The 20,061-nt window shown below is 52.3% G+C and carries 16 protein-coding genes; 6 read left to right on the forward strand and 10 right to left on the reverse strand.

Annotation, left to right across the window (positions count from 1 at the left end; translation table 11 throughout):
• Positions 1 to 267: 267 nt before the first annotated feature.
• A complete protein-coding gene (locus NSU01_RS33300) occupies positions 268 to 1,812 on the forward strand; it encodes a phospholipase D family protein (protein ID WP_083705631.1) in 1,545 nt (514 codons plus the stop codon).
• A gap of 368 nt (positions 1,813 to 2,180) precedes the next feature.
• Here the strand turns inward: NSU01_RS33300 and cls are convergent, their stop codons facing one another.
• Together cls and NSU01_RS33310 are read right to left on the reverse strand one after the other, a co-directional pair.
• Positions 2,181 to 3,689: a cardiolipin synthase gene (gene cls, locus NSU01_RS33305; protein WP_042140271.1), complete on the reverse strand. Its 1,509-nt coding sequence runs from the start codon at positions 3,687 to 3,689 to the stop codon at positions 2,181 to 2,183.
• Between the two features lie 204 nt (positions 3,690 to 3,893).
• Entirely contained in the window at positions 3,894 to 4,589 is a 696-nt protein-coding gene (locus tag NSU01_RS33310; RefSeq protein ID WP_039309109.1) for a molecular chaperone TorD family protein, read from the reverse strand.
• A gap of 384 nt (positions 4,590 to 4,973) precedes the next feature.
• Between NSU01_RS33310 and moaA the strand changes: the two genes are divergently transcribed.
• A complete protein-coding gene (gene moaA, locus NSU01_RS33315; protein ID WP_076246026.1) occupies positions 4,974 to 5,975 on the forward strand; it encodes a GTP 3',8-cyclase MoaA in 1,002 nt (333 codons plus the stop codon).
• Between the two features lie 105 nt (positions 5,976 to 6,080).
• Here moaA and NSU01_RS33320 read toward each other — a convergent pair whose 3' ends face one another.
• From NSU01_RS33320 to NSU01_RS33335, 4 genes are all read right to left on the reverse strand, one after another.
• Positions 6,081 to 7,397, reverse strand: a complete 1,317-nt coding sequence (locus tag NSU01_RS33320) for a helix-turn-helix transcriptional regulator (protein WP_052422139.1) — start codon at positions 7,395 to 7,397, stop codon at positions 6,081 to 6,083.
• A gap of 85 nt (positions 7,398 to 7,482) precedes the next feature.
• The gene (locus tag NSU01_RS33325) at positions 7,483 to 7,662 is read right to left on the reverse strand and encodes an aspartyl-phosphate phosphatase Spo0E family protein (RefSeq protein ID WP_042140272.1); all 180 of its coding nucleotides are present in this window, start codon (positions 7,660 to 7,662) and stop codon (positions 7,483 to 7,485) included.
• Between the two features lie 316 nt (positions 7,663 to 7,978).
• Positions 7,979 to 9,370 carry a helix-turn-helix transcriptional regulator gene (locus NSU01_RS33330; RefSeq protein WP_179093570.1) on the reverse strand — a complete coding sequence of 464 codons (1,392 nt, stop codon included), beginning with the start codon at positions 9,368 to 9,370 and terminating at the stop codon, positions 7,979 to 7,981.
• Between the two features lie 176 nt (positions 9,371 to 9,546).
• Positions 9,547 to 10,158: a LysE/ArgO family amino acid transporter gene (locus NSU01_RS33335; protein WP_076246058.1), complete on the reverse strand. Its 612-nt coding sequence runs from the start codon at positions 10,156 to 10,158 to the stop codon at positions 9,547 to 9,549.
• Between the two features lie 214 nt (positions 10,159 to 10,372).
• Between NSU01_RS33335 and NSU01_RS33340 the strand changes: the two genes are divergently transcribed.
• Together NSU01_RS33340 and NSU01_RS33345 are read left to right on the forward strand one after the other, a co-directional pair.
• Positions 10,373 to 11,977, forward strand: a complete 1,605-nt coding sequence (locus tag NSU01_RS33340) for a PLP-dependent aminotransferase family protein (protein WP_305954219.1) — start codon at positions 10,373 to 10,375, stop codon at positions 11,975 to 11,977.
• 108 nt (positions 11,978 to 12,085) lie between these two features.
• Positions 12,086 to 12,685 carry a TetR/AcrR family transcriptional regulator gene (locus tag NSU01_RS33345; protein ID WP_042140274.1) on the forward strand — a complete coding sequence of 200 codons (600 nt, stop codon included), beginning with the start codon at positions 12,086 to 12,088 and terminating at the stop codon, positions 12,683 to 12,685.
• A 192-nt stretch (positions 12,686 to 12,877) separates the two neighbouring features.
• On the opposite strand, the gene tnpB is transcribed toward NSU01_RS33345, so the two are convergent.
• A complete protein-coding gene (gene tnpB / locus NSU01_RS33350) occupies positions 12,878 to 14,017 on the reverse strand; it encodes an IS200/IS605 family element RNA-guided endonuclease TnpB (protein ID WP_042140275.1) in 1,140 nt (379 codons plus the stop codon).
• Positions 14,018 to 14,290: 273 nt separating this feature from the next.
• On the opposite strand from tnpB, the gene NSU01_RS33355 reads away from it, so the two are divergent.
• Positions 14,291 to 15,034 carry an SDR family oxidoreductase gene (locus NSU01_RS33355; protein ID WP_076247587.1) on the forward strand — a complete coding sequence of 248 codons (744 nt, stop codon included), beginning with the start codon at positions 14,291 to 14,293 and terminating at the stop codon, positions 15,032 to 15,034.
• Here the strand turns inward: NSU01_RS33355 and NSU01_RS33360 are convergent.
• The 3 genes from NSU01_RS33360 to NSU01_RS33370 are packed head-to-tail and all read right to left on the reverse strand — an operon-like array spanning position 15,027 to position 18,563.
• Positions 15,027 to 16,094, reverse strand: coding sequence for a HAMP domain-containing sensor histidine kinase (locus NSU01_RS33360; protein WP_076247589.1), 1,068 nt, complete (start codon positions 16,092 to 16,094; stop codon positions 15,027 to 15,029). The two genes, NSU01_RS33355 and NSU01_RS33360, sit on opposite strands and share 8 nt — an antisense overlap.
• A 2-nt stretch (positions 16,095 to 16,096) precedes the next feature.
• A complete protein-coding gene (locus NSU01_RS33365) occupies positions 16,097 to 16,768 on the reverse strand; it encodes a response regulator transcription factor (RefSeq protein WP_042140278.1) in 672 nt (223 codons plus the stop codon).
• On the reverse strand, positions 16,698 to 18,563 hold the full coding sequence (locus NSU01_RS33370; protein WP_042140279.1) for an ABC transporter ATP-binding protein: 1,866 nt from the start codon (positions 18,561 to 18,563) through the stop codon (positions 16,698 to 16,700). Before NSU01_RS33370 ends, NSU01_RS33365 begins: the two co-directional genes overlap by 71 nt.
• A gap of 236 nt (positions 18,564 to 18,799) precedes the next feature.
• Between NSU01_RS33370 and NSU01_RS33375 the strand changes: the two genes are divergently transcribed.
• A complete protein-coding gene (locus NSU01_RS33375; protein ID WP_042140280.1) occupies positions 18,800 to 20,017 on the forward strand; it encodes an MFS transporter in 1,218 nt (405 codons plus the stop codon).
• Positions 20,018 to 20,061: the final 44 nt, after the last annotated feature.

A 20,061-nucleotide genomic window follows, 5' to 3' on the forward strand; every position in this document is an offset into this window, starting at 1 on the left:
TACACTGAATACTTCTGAAGATTCAAACCTTATACAAATTATTTACACTCATTATACATTTGCTTCTGCTGTATGTCATTAGAACTGTATAACCCTGCTTTACAGGAATGATACGGTATAAATCCGGCGATTTTAGCAAAAATAGATCTTTCAGATGATTTTGCAGTCAACTGCTTCACTTCTCCTCAGCGGGCGTTAATAGGTAGTTACAATGCCGGCGCCAAGACCTACGGACTCTGGCTCCGCAGCACCCAGGAGGATCATCCCATGAATCAAGGCAGCCGCTCCATTACACCCGAACAGTCGCAGCTAATTATAGCTTCCGGTGCGATTACGTCACCCCGCAAGCGGAAACCGCAGTTTATTCTGCGCCGCCGCTCCAAGATACTGATTGCCGTCATCCTTCTCCTAATATGGTTAGCCGGGGTAATGATCTTCCAGACCCATAAACCGCTGCCTCCCGGGCTTTCCGTGGAGAGTCCTGCGTATAAGGTGGAGAATGTAGCCTTCTGGCACGACTTGACCTATCAGGACAGCAGCGGGGCCGAAGCAAGAGAAGAACAGATTCTCCCGAGAATTCTGCAGATTATTGGAGAAGCCAGAGAATTCCTCGTAATCGACCTGTTCCTGTTCAATGACTATACCCACACTGACCAGCAGTTCCCAGCAGTCAGCCAGAAGCTTACCGATAAGCTTATCGCCCAGAAAGCCGCCTATCCCGGGATGGAGATCGTTTTCATTACTGATGAGGTGAATACGAATTACAGCTCTGCACCCAATCATCTGCTGGAAGAGATGAAAGCCGCCGGAATCAAGGTTATTATGACGGATGTGGATACACTGCGTGACTCGACCCCGGCCTACTCCGCTGTATGGCGGACCTTCATTCAGTGGTTCGGACAATCCGGCAAGGGCTGGATTCCCAATCTTATGGCCAGCGGAGGGCCTGATATCACTGCGCGTTCGTATCTGAAGCTGCTCAATGTCAAAGCCAATCACCGCAAAGTGGTGCTCAGTGAGAACACCGCGCTGATCTCTTCGGGGAATGTGCATGACGCCAGCGCCTATCACTCTAACATTGCCCTGGAGGTGCAGGGTCCGATTCTGGCTGACATTCTGCAGAGTGAGCAGGCTGCCGCGAACCTCTCGGAAGCGGGCCCTTTGCTGAGCAGGACACCGGACTTCAAGCAGCAAGCCCTCCCCGCCGGGGAGCCGCAGCTCGAGGTCCGCTATTTAACCGAAGGCAAGGTGTACAAGTACGCTCTGGATGATATCAAGGCAACAGGGCAGGGGGATGTCATCTGGATGGGTATGTTCTATCTGGCGGACGACGGAATTATTGATGCCCTGCTGACGGCTGACGCTCGCGGCGCTGAAGTAAGGCTCCTGCTGGATCCCAATCAGAATGCCTTCGGACGGGACAAAATCGGTATCCCGAACCGCCCGGTTGCGATGGAGTTGAACCGGAAGTCTAAGGGGAATATCGCAATCCGCTGGTACAATACGGGCAAGGAGCAGTATCACAGCAAGCTGTTGTTCATCGCCAAGGCAGCCGGCAACTCCATCGTTCTGGGCGGATCAACGAATTTCACGGCCCGTAATCTGGACGACTACAATCTGGAGAATAACCTTTGGGTATCCGTGCCGCAGGGGCAGCCGCTATATGCTGAAATGGAGAGCTACTTCAACCGTTTGTGGAATAACGAGGGAGCCGAGTACAGCCTGCCGCTGAAGGAATATCAGAGTGAAATTACATGGATTAAGTATCTCCTCTACCGGATGCAGACCCGCCTCGGGCTCACTACCTTCTGAATATGCCCAAGCAGAAACCTGTAAATTCTTCTATTGGGACAAATAAATATCACCCTAATGGTGAATCAGCTGGAGCTTATGCGGTGTGCGCGGCCTGTGCAGCTAATGTAGATTTAAGGCCAACTCGTATTGCTCCATTCGGGCGACTTCTGGGGTAGCCCCTGTAAATTCAGGTGCACTAATGCTCATCATTTGCTCCTTTGGGCCGCATCTGCGGGAATTAGAGGGGTTTTTCCCTTTAATTTACCCATATCGCCCACTTTCGGCGGATTCAGAGTGATTACTGGAATATCATAAGTCCCTAAATAAGAACAAAAGACCGCCGGAGAGCAGCAGCTCCATCCGGTGGTCTTTTTTAGATTCCCTTACTACAGCAGCGGAGACATCAGGCGGGCTGCCGATTCCAGCAGCCGCTCCAGCAGCCTTTTATCCATGAAGGTCTCATGGACAATCTGCCGCGTGGACAGCAGGTCACGCTCGAAGTCTGCGACAATACGCGAGACACTCTCGGTCTGCAGCAGCAGCGCATTCACCTCGAAGTTCAGATGGAAGCTGCGCATATCCATGTTGGCTGTGCCGATGGTAGCAATCTCCCCATCCGCAATCAGCAGCTTCGAGTGGATGAAGCCCTTCTCATATTCATAGATCTTCACCCCGGATTCCAGCAGTGCCGGGAAGTAGGAATGCGAAGCCAGGAACGGAATCCACTTATCCGGCTTGGCCGGGAACAGCAGACGGACATCCAGACCCGACATCGCCGCCACACGCAGCGCGGTCAGGATATCCTCATCGGGGATGAAGTAGGGGCTGGCGATCCAGACTGACTTTTCCGCCGAGGCAATCATGGAGAAAAAGATATTCTTGAGTGCACGCCGCTCGTTATCCGGTCCGCTGGCAATAATCTGGACCGCTCCGTCGCCGGTCGTGAAGCGCAGCTGCGGGGAGAGGTAATCCTGCTCTAATATTTTCTCACCGGTGGTGTGCATCCAGTCCTGCAGGAAGATAATCTGCATCGTCCGCACCGCTTCACCTCTCAGCAGCATATGCGTATCCCGCCAGAAGCCGTAAGTCTTACTCCGGCTCAAATATTCATCGCCAACATTAAGTCCGCCCATGAATCCCACATCGCCGTCGATGACAACAATTTTGCGGTGATTCCGGTAATTCACCCGGCTGGAGAAAAAGGAGGTTGAGTTGCCATAGGCAGCCACCTGAACGCCGGCATCACTGAGCTCCTTAAGGAAGGCCTTGGACAGCTGAATACTTCCGACCGCATCATACATAAACCGGACAGCTACGCCCGCCCGGGCTTTCTCGATCAGAATCTGCTGTATGCGTGTCCCAATATGATCCGCCCGGAAAATATAGTATTCCATATGGATATGATGCTGGGCCTGACGCAGCTCGAGCAGCAGGGTCCCGAAGGTTTCTTCACCGTTGGTCAGGATACGCGTCTCTGAATTGAAGGAAATCGGCGTACGTCCCAGTCTCTGCGACAATCCCAGCAGCTTTTGGCGCCCGGGACTGAACACTGACCAATCCTGGTGCATGCGCAGCGCGTCATTCTCAATCCGTTCATAGGCCATCAGGTCGCGCTGGGCCTTCTTATCGTATTTGCGCCGTTTGAACACATTCTGTCCGAACAGAAAATAGAAAACGAGTCCCAGCACCGGAATCAAGGCCAGCAGCAGAATCCAGGACATTGTGGTAGAAGGGTTACGGTTCTCCATGAAGATACCCAGCCCGATAGAGATAACCGTCAATGTGGAGAAAATACTGATGATCGTTCCGGCCGTACTGCCAAAAATACCAAATCCAAAGTAATAAAAAGCCAGCATAGCCCCTATGATGACTAAAGCCTGCAGTCCTCTTCTCATATGCAACCTACCTTCTCGTTCTACCGTTCATCACTAAACTGACACATTTATATATTACATGAAGACACCGTTTCTTCCTACTGGAATCCTATACGAAACTTAAATTGCAACAATACTGTAACCTCTTCGCAGGAAGCTGAACCTGCCGCAGCAACAAATAAGGCGCCCTTCCACTTCGGAAGGACGCCTTGATTATTCAGCTGTTTAGACCATTGCCGCCGCACTGCTCTCCAGCGAAGCCTTCCAGGCACGCAGCATATGCAGATCCTGCGGCAGGAATTCCTCCAGCATGTGGCTGAGTCCAAGATATAGCGGGCTGTCAGTCGCTGCGTTCAGCCGTTCACAGAACTGCGGTGTCCATTTCAGCAGATGCTCTTCGAGGAAGTTCTCCTGGATCTCCAGAAGCTCCATTGCACTGCGGATGGAGAAGCTGTTGTACAGCATCCGTTCATGCAGGACTGCCATGAATTCCAGTTCAATGGCGATATGGTCGTCAGCTTCCCCGCTGCATTTCTTGAACACAATGCCTGCCGAAGCATACACATCGGAAAGTACGTTACAGAATTCTTCTTCACGGCCGAGCTGGGCTGCTTCCCGGGCCACAAAAGTACTGGCAGCACGCTCATTCATCAGCCGCTTATATTCGAGCTTCTCTTTCTCACAGATGGCCGGCAGCATTGCTGGCTCCTGGCTGCACAGGTAACGCTTCAGTTCACGTCCGCCTTCGGTCATTTCTGCAGCAATACTCATCTCACGGTTGCGGCTCCACTGGGCGACCAGTGAGAGCGATGGTTTTCTTCCGTAGAAATCAACCAGAAGCTGATATATTAATCCCCGACTCTCCAGCCAGCGGCTACAAACCTCCGGCACGACAAGTGATGGAACTGTAGGTATAGTCATTTTGCAAATCCTCCCTATTGGTTTGCCGGACGCCGGGGCTTCCTTAAGGTCGCCGCCTGAACTTTCCGGTATCATAGCTGTGTTCTTCGCAAAAGTGAAAGGTTATAAAGTTTGAATCTTCCGCACCTAAATTATATCGAAATTGTTAAGCGCTTTCGGTGAGCATTCTATGACCATTCCCTGAAATTGTCGTACTTTTGTCAAAATTAGGCTGCGTCTTTCATCTTTCGTCACATATTATTTAGGTTGTCCGTTTCTTATGCTGTATGCATTCCCTCCTCTTCCATAATTGCGGATTGGGCCAGCTGAAGCCGTACACATTGACGCAGAGGAATGAAGTCTTTAAAATTTAAAATAAAACTCAACAGGTGAAGGAGTAGTGCCATGGAGCCGCTGACCGATCCTTTTGGACGGATACATGATTACATCCGCATTTCGGTTACAGACCGCTGCAACCTGCGCTGTATTTATTGTATGCCTGCGGAAGGAATGCAATTCCAGCCGCAGGACGAGATTATGAGTTATGAGGAAATTACCGCTGTAGTGGAAGCACTTGCGCCGCTGGGTCTGCGGAAGGTCCGGCTGACCGGCGGAGAACCGCTGGTCCGTAAGGATCTGGAGAAGCTGGTATCCATGATCTCCGCTATACCCGGTATTGAAGATATATCGTTAACTACGAATGGTCTGATGCTTCCGGCCAAAGCCGCAGCCCTGAAGCAGGCGGGCTTGTCACGGGTGAACATCAGCCTGGACTCCCTTCGGCAGGAACGGTTCTCCATGATCACCCGCGGCGGCGATGTCGCCAAAGTGCTGAAGGGGATTGAAGCCGCCGAAGCGGCCGGCCTGTCGCCGATCAAGCTGAATGTCGTGCTGATGAAGGGTATTAATAATGATGAGATCAAGGACTTCATCGCCCTGACGCTGAACAGCCCGCTGAATGTACGTTTCATCGAATATATGCCCATCGGCAGCGCAAGCGATGCCTGGCGGCAGACCTATCTCCCGCTAGAAACGGTAGTGGAAGCCTGCAATGAAGCAGGCTGGACTACCGAGGAAGCCGATATGCCTTCCGGGAATGGCCCCTCCCAGAACCGGCGTGTCACCGGGGCAAAAGGAACCTTCGGACTGATCCATCCGGTAAGCGAGCACTTCTGCGATAACTGCAACCGGCTGCGCCTCACCGCCGACGGCAACATCAAAGCCTGCCTTTACTGGGAGGATGAATATAATGTGCGGCCACTGATAAGTGATCCTGCTGCGGTGCAGGCTCTTTTCCGCCAGGCGCTCGGCAACAAGCCGCATAATCATGAAATGGCGCTGGCCCTGGAGCGTAAAGCGCAGAGCCATACGCCTACCGCCCGCCGCATGTCACAGATCGGCGGCTAACCGCAGGGCGGCATTACCGGTTGAACAAATAAACGGCTGAGATTCCCCGGAGGGGTTCTCAGCCGTTTTGCATGAATATTCAAAGGGAATGCTTTTCCTCAATCCTCAGCCGAGTTTAGTGATATCCGAAATCGATATCTCAAAATCCACGGATAAGGTTCCCCGGATCACATTACGCTCACAGTCTATTTTGGCGGATAGGTCCACACCCTGCATGGTCACGTCATCGCCTTTATAACGTCTGCGGGCCAGATAATAGGTTGCCAGCTCGCGGCGGAACTGAGCATGGCTATCTTTCAGCATCAATATATTGCGTTCACCAAAGACGCTGGAATATTTGCGGTAAGGGATATAATTGGCGAATCTCAGCAGAATATGATCGACATCCCACTTATAACGATTGGCCGATTCAATAATTTTGAATAGTGCCGTAAAGATCTCATTTTCCCGGGTAGAAATGTACTCTACGTACTCATCCAGCACTTCGATTTGTCCGTCCAACAAGCGATAGAGATAAGTATTGGCCGTTCCCCATTCCTTAAATTGAGCCGAGATCCGTCTCGCTTCTTCAGTATCTTCCCGAATCCAGCTATGATCCATATACAGGGGTACCATATCCAATGCAGTTTTATAGTTCCCACACTCCTCTTGAGCACAGGATTGAAGAAGTTGAGCGTATAAAATATAAGTGTATAAAGGTCTCTTGTATGCCTGTTCATAAGTACGTCCTGATTCTCTATGAAGCTCATATAGATTAGTAGCAATCCTCACCATTTCATCCGCTAATTCCATTACCTTTTGCCATTCATGTAATGAGAAATACGTATTAGCCAACTGATGTAAAGCATCTAATTGATTGACCTCGTCCAGTCTGCCCACATAACCTTCACATAAAGTAGCTGCAATTAAATTTTTGTGTTGATCATCGCTGAGACCTATTAAGAACAACCGATATTGGCAGAGCGCCAGACGCTCGGAATGCTGGTATTTCTCGCTGGCTCCCACATTTTCATAGATTAATGCTGCCGCCTGCCAGCTCTTTTGCTCAAATAATTCCTCGGCGACCTCAAACAGCAGCGGTACATAGAGAAGATTATCCAGCAAATTCTGTACAATCCGCTCAATACAGTCCAGACGTGACAGCGCCGCACATTGCAGCAGGAACGGCCTCAGCCGCCGCCAGGTTGGTGCCGAATCATACAGACATTCATCCACATACTTACTGTAAAAGTAGTCCTCGGGAAGTCCCATCCCGCGTGTAACACGGATCAGATGATTCATCGCCAAGGCCTGCTGACCCTTCATCACCCGGCTGAGTGTACCGGAATGTATGCCGCTGATGATAGCAAATTGATTAATGGACAGGTTATGCCTGAAGAGATACGCTGCTATTTCGTCCCGGATTTTGACTGTATGCTCCACAGTATTTATCACCCTTTTCACACGCTTATCCATAGAATATTAGATCTAACTACTCTGTTGTTTCACTTCATCTGTTCAGTTACTGCTAAGCAGGCGGCCTTTTCTTCATCCGGTAGGTATTATCATAAGAATTAAGCAGTTCATCCAGCACTACGGATTGCCGTATTACCTTAGGATGACCAAAACCGCCATATTGGACTTGCAACTTATGTAGCTTGCTTCTAGCTCTCTCAATACGAATTCTGACACTTGCCGGACTATACATGGAAATCCCGCCTCCTTATGCAATATTATAGATATTTATGTAAAATAATAAAATGTTAGTCTGAACGCATTACCTGTTAACGTGGTTATATGGGTGATTATATTTAATCCTTCCACAGTTATCCAAAAAAAGACGATCCTATATGGCAGGACCGTCTTTGGGGAATATTCAATTATCGGTGGAATGCATTCTTTATTCCGGAAATACAACTTTCGTTATTCAACCTCCACCGCCACCATGTCCCATGGGCTGAACCATTTGTTGTATCGGTTTGTCTACAATGCTTTCTACAGGCACGATAATCAATAAGGCCAAACTACACGAGGCTAGCAATATTAAAATTTTTCTTTTCATTCGCATCCTGCACCTCTCTAATTATAAGTTTGTATTGTTTCTGTTCTTCTTCTTCCGCTATATGACGGTATTGCTCAAATAGATCAACGCATTTGAAGACAATACTTTCACTATTTATTTTAGAAGATGATTCCAAGCTTTTTAATATATACCCAATTCCTTCGTTTCGCTTATTCTGCAAGTAGTATACTCCAAGCTCTGCAAGAAATCTGGCGTGTTGATCCGCTATAACCTGCTGATTGTACTCTCCAAACTCTGTCGGATGTATTCTATAAGGCGTATAATCAGAAAATTGTTCTAATATATGGTCTACATTCCAATTATACTTATTTGCAGATTTAATGATATTATATAACGCTGTAAAAATCTCACCTTCCCGAGCAGAAACATATTCCACATAGTCATCCAACACTTCTGCTTGTCCACCCAATAAGCGATATAGATAAGTATTGGCCTTACCCCACTCCTGAAATTGGGCTACGGTTCGTTTCGAATCTTCACTCTCATCCTGAATCCATTCTATGTCTGTGTATAACGGTACAAGATCAAGAGCAGCTTTGTAGTCTCCGCATTCCTCACATACAATTGAGCGCATTAAATGAGCATATAATATATAAAAGCACAGCGGCCTTTCTCCAGTCTTCACCATATGTTTATGTTTCGAACGGCAATAAAGATCATAACGAATCGTCGCAAGCCGAAGCAGTTCTAGCGCAAGTTCATTCACTTTATTCCATTGTTGCAATGAATAATAGACATTCATCAATTCTTTGAGCGCATCCAGCTGGTCCGCCTCATCCAAACGCGGGATGTAGCTCTCAAACAGAGTAGCAGCGCGCAGGTTCGTGCTCTGATCATCTCCAAGTGCGATCTGGAACAGGCGGTATTGGCACATAGCCAGCCGTTCGGAGTACTGGTATTTCTCGCTGGCGCTTACATTCTCGTAGAGCAGTGCCGCCCCCGGCCAATGCCCCTGCTGAAACAATCCTTCGGCTACTTCGAACAACATGGGAACATAGGTCAGATTATCAAGCAGATTATGTACCAGAAGCTCGATACAGTCCATGCGCCCAAGCTCTGCACACTTTACAATAAAAGGCCGAAGCCGCCGCCAGGTCGGTGCCGAATGATAGAAGCATTCATCTACATATAAACTGTAAAAATAGTCCTCGCGTACCCCCATCCCTGCAGTAATTAACTCCAGATGGCTCATGGCAATCGGCTGATGACCATTAATAATCCGGCTTAATGTCCCGGAATTAATGCCGGATCTTATGGCAAACTGATTGATGGACAGCTCATGCTTTGATAAATAATCCACTAGCTGATCTCGAATCGTGGCTGCAGGCTCCAAGGAAACACCACCCTTCCGAATCCCATAATTTAGAATTTTGTGTTTATATCTGTATAGTAGGCGATTATATTCCAAGGGTCAATAGACTAGATTCAGATAAAGTATGAATGTGTGAAGTTTTCGAAACAGTTTGGCAACGCGGTTGCCGAATCCGGTTCTGCATGGCTAAATTGGCGTTAAAAGCTCCGCCACAGCTGTATTCCCATGTAGACGGCGATCGCCCAGATCAATAGTGCTGAAGCGGTATTCAGCCTCTTAATCACCTTACCGGAGGCATCCATCCTGCCGAGCAGGCGGCCCGCAGCGGCAAGACCCAGGAACCAGATCCAGGAGACGGCCACCGTAGCCGCCGCGAAGGCCCAGCGCACCATACCGTCATATTGCAGCGAGCTTGTACCGATGACGCCCACCGTATCCAGCAGCGCATGCGGATTCAAGAGGGAAACGGACAGTGCATACAGCATCTGTCCCTTCGGAGAGAGGCGCCCCGCCTCTTCCTGCGCCGGAGAAGAGTGCCAGATTCTCCAGCCCATGAAGCAGAGAAACAGGATTCCCGCACTGTATATAAGGGGCGTGACCCAGTCCAGCGATAGAATGACTAGAGAAATACCGCCTACTGCTGCGGTTATAAGCAGCGTATCGCATGCCGCTGCCGTCAGAACTACAGGCAGCACACTGCGGAATCTCGCGTGCTGTGCCCCTTGATTGAATACGAATATATTCTGCACGCCCAGCGGCAGAATAAGCCCGAAGGCCAGAATGGTTCCATGTACAATGGCTTCCGTCATAACTTCTTCCTCCTTCATGTAAGCTGTGATGCTGCCGGATGGACAAGCCTCCACAGCTTCTTGCTTCTTCCCGGTTAACGCATTCTGATCGTACTCTGGTGCAGAGGCTGCCGTAACCATCCAAGTTGTCCGTCTCATACCCAGCCAAGCTTAATAGACGACTATGAACCATGGTACACTCAAGGAAAGAAACCACAAAAGAGGAGCCGGTCCCTTGACACATCAGCATCCGCCAGATCATCCAGACTTAAGCCCTGCCGGTCCTTCCGGTCATCCTGAAGCTCCCGCACCTGCCGCTCTTGAAAAGGAGCCGGACGGCTCACTCCCTGTCCTGCAAGGCACATGGAAGCCGGACCCGGCTTCCCCGTTGCCGCTTCATAGTCAGATATCCTCCTACTTCTTCGCCAAGATCAGCAGCGGGGCCTGGCCTCCCGGGATGCGGCTGGCTCCGCAGCGTGAGCTCTGCCGCATGCTCGGTGTTAACCGCAGCACGGTGGTCACGGCGCTGGGCCAGCTTACAGCGCTGGGCCTGATTGAGGGCAGACGCGGCGGCGGGACCGTAGTTGTAGCGGATACACGTTCCGCCATCCGGCCCGCCGGCGGTTCAGATACGGTCACGGCTCCGGCAGCAATGGAGCGGACGGGCAACTGGAATGATTATGTGGAGGAAGGGATTCACTATCCCAACCTGCCTACCGTACAGGATATCAACCGGCTCGAATATGAGCCGGGTCTGATCCGACTCGGCACCGGTGAGCCTGCGCCGGAGCTGCTGCCCGGGGCGGCGATGAACCAGGTGCTGGCCGGGCTCGCGCAGCGCATTCTTCCACCGCTCTCTTATGAGGAACCGCTCGGCAATCCGGCGCTGCGGGCTGCGGTAAGCCGGATGCTGGCCCGAAGCGGCATTGCAGCCGACCCCGCCTCCATTCTTATCACCTCCGGGGCACTTCAGGGACTCCAGCTTATTGCTCTGGGCCTTCTGCCGCGCGGCTCATCGATCCTGCTGGAGAAGCCGTCCTATCTGTATTCGATTCATGCCTTTCAGTCTGCGGGGGTGAAATTCAGCGGGCTGCCCATGGACGGACGCGGGCTGATCCCGGAGCATCTTACAGCTGAGGCTGTCCGCAGCAAGGCGGCGATGCTCTACAGTATCCCTTCCTTTCACAATCCCACCGGAATTCTGATGGATGCCGGGCGGCGCCGGGAGCTCATGCAGGTCACAGGCAGCCTGGGGCTGCCTATTCTGGAGGATGGTGCCTATCAGGAGCTGTGGCTGGATGCACCGCCTCCGCTGCCGCTGAAGGCGCTGGACCGCGAGGGCAGAGTGCTGCATCTGGGCACCCTGTCCAAGGCAGCCAGCCCCGGCCTGCGCATAGGCTGGATTGTCGGCCCGGAGCCGGTGGTCCGGCGGCTGGCCGATATCAAAATGCAGAGTGATTACGGCGCAAGCTCCCTGTCACAGCTGGCTGCCGCCAGTTGGCTTGAGGACGGCTATCATGAGGAGCATCTGCAGGTGCTGCGCGGCAGACTCCGGGAGCGCCGTGATCTTGTGCTGGAGCTGCTGCAGCTTCATTGTGCCGGACTGGCAACCTGGAATGTACCGGCAGGCGGATTCTACATCTGGCTGTCCCTCCTGCATCCTGTGCCTCCGCGCAAGCTGTTCACTGCAGCCCTGCGCGCCGGATTGCTGCTGAATACAGGCGATCTGTACGACCGCAGTGACCGCGGGCACCTCAGACTGTCCTACGCTTATGCTTCTCCGGCAGAACTGGAGCGCGGAATTGCCCTGCTGGCAAATGTAATCAGGGAAGCTCCATGATTAACACGAATAGCCGGATAACAAATAGCACATAACAAATGACAAAAATAATTATTTGTCATTTGTTATATGCTATGTTATGCTCATGCACAGGAAGGGGAAATACCCGTGAATAAAACAGGCTCTTTTTTGAGCAAGACAGAAATCCTTAATGCCGCTGAACAAACCCTGCGCAAATACGGGCCGGACAAGGCTTCAGTCACTGATGTAGCGAAGCTGCTGGGCGTAAGTCATGGAACCCTGTACCGGCATTTCCCCAGCAAAGCTGCGTTGCGGGAGGCGGTGACGGAACGGTGGCTGGAGGAGATGATTGTAGCTCCGCTAACTGAAATTGCCGCGATACCCACAACCAATGCCTTGGGGCAGCTTAGAGATTATATCGCTAAGCTCGTAGAGCTTAAGCAGCATCATGCTTCACAGGACAGCGAGATGTTCAAAATGTATGCAGCCGTCACTGAAGAATCGGCAGCGCTTGTTGAAGTCCATATCCGGAAGCTTCTCGATCACATTGACCTTCTCATTGCCCAGGGCATGGAACAAGGTCTTATATCACGGAGTATCCCGGCGGCGGTACAGGCACGTTCAGTCCTCTATGGCACCGCACGCTTTCACCATCCGGCGCACGCCTATGAGTGGCGCAGCCCGGGCATCATGCAGGAATTCGCCCAGCTCTGGACACTGCTGGAAAGAGGATTATCCGTACAGTGAACTACCCCCACCTATAGAGGTGGCGGCTTCTTGGAAACAACCCGGACTTGCTCAAAACGGCGTACATCCGTGAGCAGCGGTCAGATTTATTGCGCGCTTAAGCAAATGGAGGGAGCGGCTTCTCCTCTCCCTTCGCATCTGCTCAGCGCCTTACCCAAGCGATCCCCGCAGTCCCTGCGGTTCGGGGTCCAGTTAACGCACTCCTGTGCCTTGCAGCAGGCGAAGCCCTTCGGTTCGAATGTTCAAGCTCGCATTGACGTCACGGTCATGGTGGACACCGCAGCTGGGGCAGCTCCATTCCCGGATGTGGAGCGCCTTCTTCCCGCCTGGATGCCCACAAGCCGAGCACAGCTGGCTCGAAGGAAACCAGCGGTCCACCTGTACGACTTGTTTGCCGTACCACGCCGCTTTATAGGTCAGTTTGGATAGAAAGCTTGACCACGAGACGTCATGAAGCGACCGGGCAAGTCTGCGATTCCGAACCAACCCTTTGACATTCAGCGACTCCACACTGATCACATCGTGGTTGTTGACGAGATCCGTGCTGAGTTTGTTCAGAAAGTCATTTCGTTGGTTGGCCACTTTTTCATGCAGCTTGGCGACCAGAATTCGCTGCTTCTGGTAGTTGCGGCTCTCGCTGAGCAGATGTCCGTCCTTCTTCGCCTGCTGCGCCCGGCGCGATAGTTTGCGCTGCGCTTTCGCTAGGGTAGCGGCGGTTTGGGCGAGAACTCTCGGATTCGGTACCTTTGTTCCATCCGAGAAAATTGCAAAATGCGCAAGACCGAGATCAATCCCGATCACCGAACCCGTTTGGGGTTTGGGCGGAATGTCCGTTTCGCACAGCAGGGAGACAAAGTACTTGCCGGATGCGGTGCGGGAGATCGTCGCTGACTTGATCACCCCTTCCGGTTGTCGATGTAGTTTGATACGTACCGGCTTCATTTTGGGCAGCTTCAGATAGCGACCCGCCTGAATTGCAATCGTTCCTTTTTGATTATTCGTGGTGTAGGATTGAACGGGATTTTTGCGGGATTTCCACTTGGGGAAACCAGAGGCGGGCTGCTGGAAAAAGTGGCGGTAGGCGGTATTCAGGTGGAGTTGCGCATTAGCCAGAGCCAAACTATCGACTTCTTTAAGAAAGGGAAATTCATTTTTGTATTGCGCGGGTGCCTTGAACTTGATTTTCTCACCAGTTTCTTGATGCTTTTGGTACGATTCGATGCGGTCATGGAGCATGAGATTGTAGACTTTGCGTACGCAGCCGAAGGTTTTGGCGAATAGTTCCGCCTGCTGTGTTGTGGGTTCCAGGCGATATTTGAATGTTTTGAGCACAAGAAGGCCTCCTATGTACGTGGTGCGCCTTCGATTTGCTGTTCAACCCGAAGGCGAGTCCGCAAAATAGAACAAAGTTCCGGCTGGCCAAATCAACCATGGACGCAATCCACGAACAAATCGGACAAGACCATTACAGGAACATACATTCGCTTTCCCTAGCATAACCGAAATCCCTTTAAAATCCAAGTCCAAACCGTTGTCATTCATCCAGCCACTTTAGAAGTGGGGGAATTCTGACAACTTTTTGTTAAATTCAAGGAGGAACTACTAATGACACAACCATTGCAAGGCAAGGTGGCTATTGTTACCGGATCATCAAGAGGAATCGGGCGGAGTGTCGCTGAGCGGCTGGCGGAGCAGGGGGCTTCCGTTATCATCAACTATTCGAGCAGTCCCGCCCAGGCAGATGACGTAGTGACGGCCATTCGGGCGGGCGGCGGAACAGCCGCTGCCCTGCAGGCAGACATCAGCAAGCCTGCCCAGATTGAACAGCTGTTCAAGGAGACCAAGGCTCTCTATGGAAAGATCGATATCGTGGTCAACAATGCGGGGATTATGATGAACTCCCTGATCGGAGAAGCTACTGAGGAGCAATTCGACAAGCAGTTCGCCATCAACGTCAAGGGCACCTACTTCTCCTGCCAGCAGGCCTTCTATCACCTCGAACAGGGCGGGCGGATTATTAATTTCTCCACTTCCGTCAACGGCCAGATGTTCCCGGCCTACAGTATTTATGCCGGCACCAAAGGTGCGGTTGAGCAATTCACCCGCCAGCTTGCCAAGGAATTCGGCAGCAAAGGCATCACCATCAATGCGGTGGCACCAGGACCAGTAGCCACAGAATTGTTCCTGGAGGGCAAATCAGAGGCCGTACTGGAAGGGCTGAAGAAGGGCAATGCCTTCGGACGTCTGGGCCAGCCGGAGGATATTGCCGGCGTGGTCAGCTTCCTGGCCGGAGAAGGCTCCGGGTGGATTACCGGCCAGACCCTCCGCGTCAATGGCGGATTCATCTGACTTGCAGAGGTATACGTACGACTGAAGCCGTCCCCTCACCGGGACGGCTTGTTATCTGTATGCTGCCTTCGTGAAGTTCAACGATTTTCTTCACCAGCGGCAGTCCCAGTCCGCTTCCGCCGCCCCCGCTGACGCTTCTGGATTTGTCCACTTTATAGAAGCGTTCGAAGATCCGCGGCAGCTCCTCTTCGGCAATGCCGATTCCGCTGTCCTTCACCTCCACTTCAATCTGCTCCTCTGAGATGCGCAAGGAGACGGTAATCCGTCCGCCCTGCGGGGTGAACTTGATGCTGTTATGCAGCAGGTTGGTCCACACCTGGCTGAGCAGGTCTTTTACCGCAACCACTGTGGTTTCTGCAAGATCTGCCTCTACCTCAATATCCTTGCCCAGCCACTGCGGCTCTGAGGCCAGGATCATCTCCTGCAGCTGCTTATCCAGCCTGTAGGGCTTCCGCTCGAACGGGAAGCTCTCTGCCTCCAGTGCCGACAGCTTCAGCAGATTGTCGCTCAGGCCGGACAGGCGGCGGCTCTCCGCTTCAATGATGTCCAGGTAATGCTTCCTGCTCTCAGTACTGAGGCTGTCATCCTGCAGGGCTGCGGCGAACCCGCGGATGGAGGTCAGCGGCGACTGGATCTCATGCGATACGTTAGAGATGAAGTCCTGGCGCATCGTCTCCATCCGGCTCAGCTCAGTGGCCATCTCGTTAATCCCCTCCACAATACCGCCAAACTGCCGGTACTGGCCGCTGTTCTCCAGTTCGATTTTGAAATCACCTTTGGAAATCTGCCGCATCGCCGTCAGGATCGGCACATAGAATCTCTGGTCCTGCCCGCGGGTAGCGAAAGCGATGGCGCCAGCCACGCAGAAGAAGATAATCACCTGCATGCCCATAATAAACAGATGATAGCCGTATTCGGAGAAGGACCAGCCGAAATGCCGGACCAGCAGCCTTGAGCCGAAATAGCTTCCGTTCCAGGAGATAAAGAGCATCGTCAATATGCCGGCTATAGGCGCAATCACATTGATTTTCTTCCATACTTTTCTGATTCTGTCCTGCATGCTTATCCCTCCAGCCGGTAGCCAAGGCCCCGGATCGTGCGGATGGCGAACCCGAATTTATCCCGGGGAAACCGCTCGCGCAGACGGCCCACATGCACATCCAGCGTCCGCTCATTCCCTTCAAAATCATAACCCCAGATCTCTTCAATCAGCCGGTCGCGTGTCAGCGTCTGACCCGGATAGCTGGCGAGCTTGAACAGCAGCTCAAATTCCTTAAGCGGCAGCGTAATATCGCCATGCTCGGATACAACCTCATATGTTCTGCGGTTCATCCGCAGGCTCCCTACGGTAACGCTCTGGGCGGCAGAAATTTGGTACCGCTTCAGCAGCGCCTTCACTCTGGCGATCAGTACGGGCGGCTCGAACGGCTTGACCAGATAGTCGTCAGTACCAAGCTCGAAGCCTTTGACAATCTGTGAGGTTTCACCTTTGGCTGTCAGCATCAGGATCGGGAAGTCATATTGCTTGCGCAGCTCCCGGCACAGCTCCCAGCCGTCCATATTCGGCATCATGACATCAATAATCGCCAGATCGGCCGGGGTCTCTTCGAGCAGCCGCAGCGCCTCCAGCCCATCGGAGGCACTCAGCACTTCTTCCATGCCTTCAGCTCTCAGAAAGACTCCCACCAATTCGCGGATGTGCGGATCGTCGTCCACTACCAGTATTTTGGCCATTTCCTGTAGAACCCTCCTCTATCACTCTGCCCTGAAGCTCCGGGGTATTCATCTGCAGCTGCTGCTCGGCAAATTCACGGTACAGCTCATGATCCCGCAGCAGCTCTTCATGTGTTCCCTTGCCGGTTATCCGGCCCTTCTCCATAAATATAATCTGGTCCGCATTGACGACTGTAGCCAGTCTGTGGGCAATGACAATCGTGGTCCTGCCCTGCATCAGATTGCCCAATGCCTTCTGTACAACGGCTTCCGACTGGCTGTCCAGACTGGACGTTGCCTCATCGAGCATGAGAATCTTCGGATCGCGCAGCAGCGCTCTGGCAATGGCGATCCGCTGCCGCTGTCCGCCGGACAGCTTCACTCCGCGTTCGCCGACGTCCGTATTGTACCCGTCCGGAAGCTCTGCAATGAAGCCGTCAGCATATGCCATGGCCGCAGCACGCTGCAGCTCCTCCTTACTGATCTCGCGGTCCAGTCCATATCCCAGATTCTCGGCAATCGTTCCGGCCAGCAGCGGACTTTCCTGCGAGACATAACCGATCCGCTTACGCCAGGATTTCAGGGAGAACATCGATACCGGCTTGCCGCCCATCCGGATAACACCGCTCTGCGGCTCATAGAATCGTTCCAGCAGCGAGAACAGCGTCGTTTTACCGCCGCCGCTTGGACCGACAATCGCTGTCACCTGGCCCGGCAGCATCGTGAAGCTTATCTTGTTCAGCACTTTGTCTCCCGTTTTGTATCCGAAGCTGAGGTCTTCCACATCGATTGGGCCTTCCTCGCTGCCAGCCTCTTCTACACCTTCATACACTTCTTCCTCTGCCGCAAGCGTCTCGATAATCCGCTCCGAGGCACCTTTGGCCTTCTGAAGCTGCGTGAAGAATTGAGTCAGCTGGGTCAGCGGCATAATAATCTGGATCAGATACAGAATGAAGGCCACCAGCTCACCGGCGGTCAGAACCCCCGAGGACACCTGCATTCCGCCATAACCGATAATCACCACAAGCAGCATCATGAAGACGAAGGAGACCAGCGGGCTGATCATCGCGCTGATTTTGCCCTCACGGATGCCGAAGGACAGCAGGTTCATAATTCCGCTGCGTCCGGCTTCATATTCCTTCTGCTCGGCTCCCGAGGATTTAACCAGCCGGATTTCAGACAATACACCGCTAAGTGTGGCGGTGAAGGAGGCTGTCTCATCTTGTGTGCCTTTTGATATTTTGTACATCTGCCGGCCCAGCGGTACCAGAATCAGCGCGGACAGCGGGAGGACGGTGAACAGTACCAGCGTCATTTTCCAGTTCAGGAAGAGCAGGACAGAGATTGAACCGACAATGGAGATCACGCCGGTAAAGAGGCTAGCCAGATGCTCCGAGATCAGTGTCTTGAGAATTCCCGTATCATTGGTCATCCGGCTGACGCTTTCACCTGTCCGGTTCTCATTGTAATAGGACACAGGCAGCACAAGGAATTTGCGCCACAGCCGGTCCCTAAGTCCGGCGACAATCTTCTGCCCGACCGCATTCAGCAGATATATCGAGACGCCGCCGGCAAGGGTCTGTGCGATGAAAGCTCCGGCAATTCCGGCAATCTGCAGCTTGCTGACGGAAGCCAGCGAGAAGCCGTCGACCAGGTTCTTCGTGAACATTGGAATAACAAGACCCACTAGGGTCGAAATCATACTAAGGCCAAGAGCCAGAGCCAGCAGCATGTAGGAGGGTTTAGTTTCGTGCAGCAGCTTCAGGAACGGCTTCATCGCGGCTCCCTGCTTTTGCGGTGCTTGAGTGTTCTTCATGGTTAATCCCCTTTTCCGGCGGATAGATGTCAGGAACAGCTGATGTTCCGCTTCCGCCTTCCAACCTAGAATAACTGTGCTTTGTAAACTGAAATTAAACTGTTAATTTACCATTGATTTGTAATTCCCTATATAAGTTGGTTTGTATCCCTTTTCAACAAATGTTACAGTGATAGAAGCGGCAGCTTCTGCCGTTCTAAGGATTCAAGGCATCTGGCGGGAAAGGAGTGCAAAGTTTGCGGGAGAACCTCGATAAGCAGCTGTCTTTCACCTCTCTTAAATGGTTCAACTTCTTCGTATATGGAACGGTCGTCCTGTTCACCAGCTTCTTTCCGCTATATCTTCAGATCATGGGAATGAATAAGCTGGAGATCGGGAGCCTGATGTCGGTAGGTGCGCTCGTCTCTATTATTGCCAATCCCTTCTGGGGTATCTGGAGTGACCGTTATCAGAATATCCGGCGGATTGTCCTGGTCATGCTGACCGGCACGCTGGTCTTGTCCCAGCTAGTCTTTCAGGCGAATACATACGAGATGATATATATTTCTATTCTGTTCTTCTACTTCTTCCAGGGGCCGCTGTTCGCCCAGAGCAATACCATGATCCTCAGCTATATCGACGGTACCAGCCAGCGGTTCAGCTCATACCGGCTCTGGGGATCGTTAGGCTGGGCGTTTACTGCCATACTGGCCGGACCCGTGATTGAATGGGCCGGTGTTTCCGTGCTGTCTTATCTCTTTGCAGCACTGCTGTGCGCAGCGATGATTGCTCTGATCGCTATGCCGAAGCTTGATCATTCGATCGGAATCGCCCCCTTGCCATTCAGGGGACTGCGTCAGATCTTCTATAACCCGTTCTTCCTCTGCTTCATCCTCTTCGGCATTCTGGTCTCTATCCCGAATACGATGAATAATACCTTTGTGTCACTGTACATCACAGAGCTGGGGGGAAGCAAGACCATGATTGGGCTGGCCGTGTTCCTCTCTTCCATTCTGGAGATGGGAGTGCTGCTCTTGTGCAATTATATTCTTAAACGTAAAATCTCTGTACTGCTGGCCTCTCTCACGTTCGTCAGCGCCCTGTTCTTCCTGCGCTGGTGGATGATGGCCGATGCGACCACTCCACTACAGGTTGCCCTCATTCAGGTGCTGCACTGCATTACCTTCGGCGGATTCTTCTATGTCGGCACCCAGCTTACTATGCTGCTTGTTCCAAGGGCTTACCGGTCCTCGGGACAAGCACTCTACACGCTTACGTGGAGCGGAATATCCGGCATCCTCGGCGGCGTGCTCGGCGGCTGGATGTATCAGAATCTCGGCGTGCAGACGATGTATCAGTCCGGTGCGCTCCTCGCCCTGTTCGGCACCATCGGCTTCGGCCTGATGTGGCTCTTCTTCATCCGCGGCGGCTACCGGCCTCCGGCTGATCCCGAAGACGGAGCGGCAGAGGAGTAGCGATGGGACCAGAGGTGGGCGGGACCGTTCGATTCACAGCACAC

It is taken from the genome of Paenibacillus sp. FSL H8-0259 (assembly GCF_037963255.1).
Classification (GTDB): Bacteria; Bacillota; Bacilli; order Paenibacillales; family Paenibacillaceae; genus Paenibacillus_AQ; species Paenibacillus_AQ phytohabitans.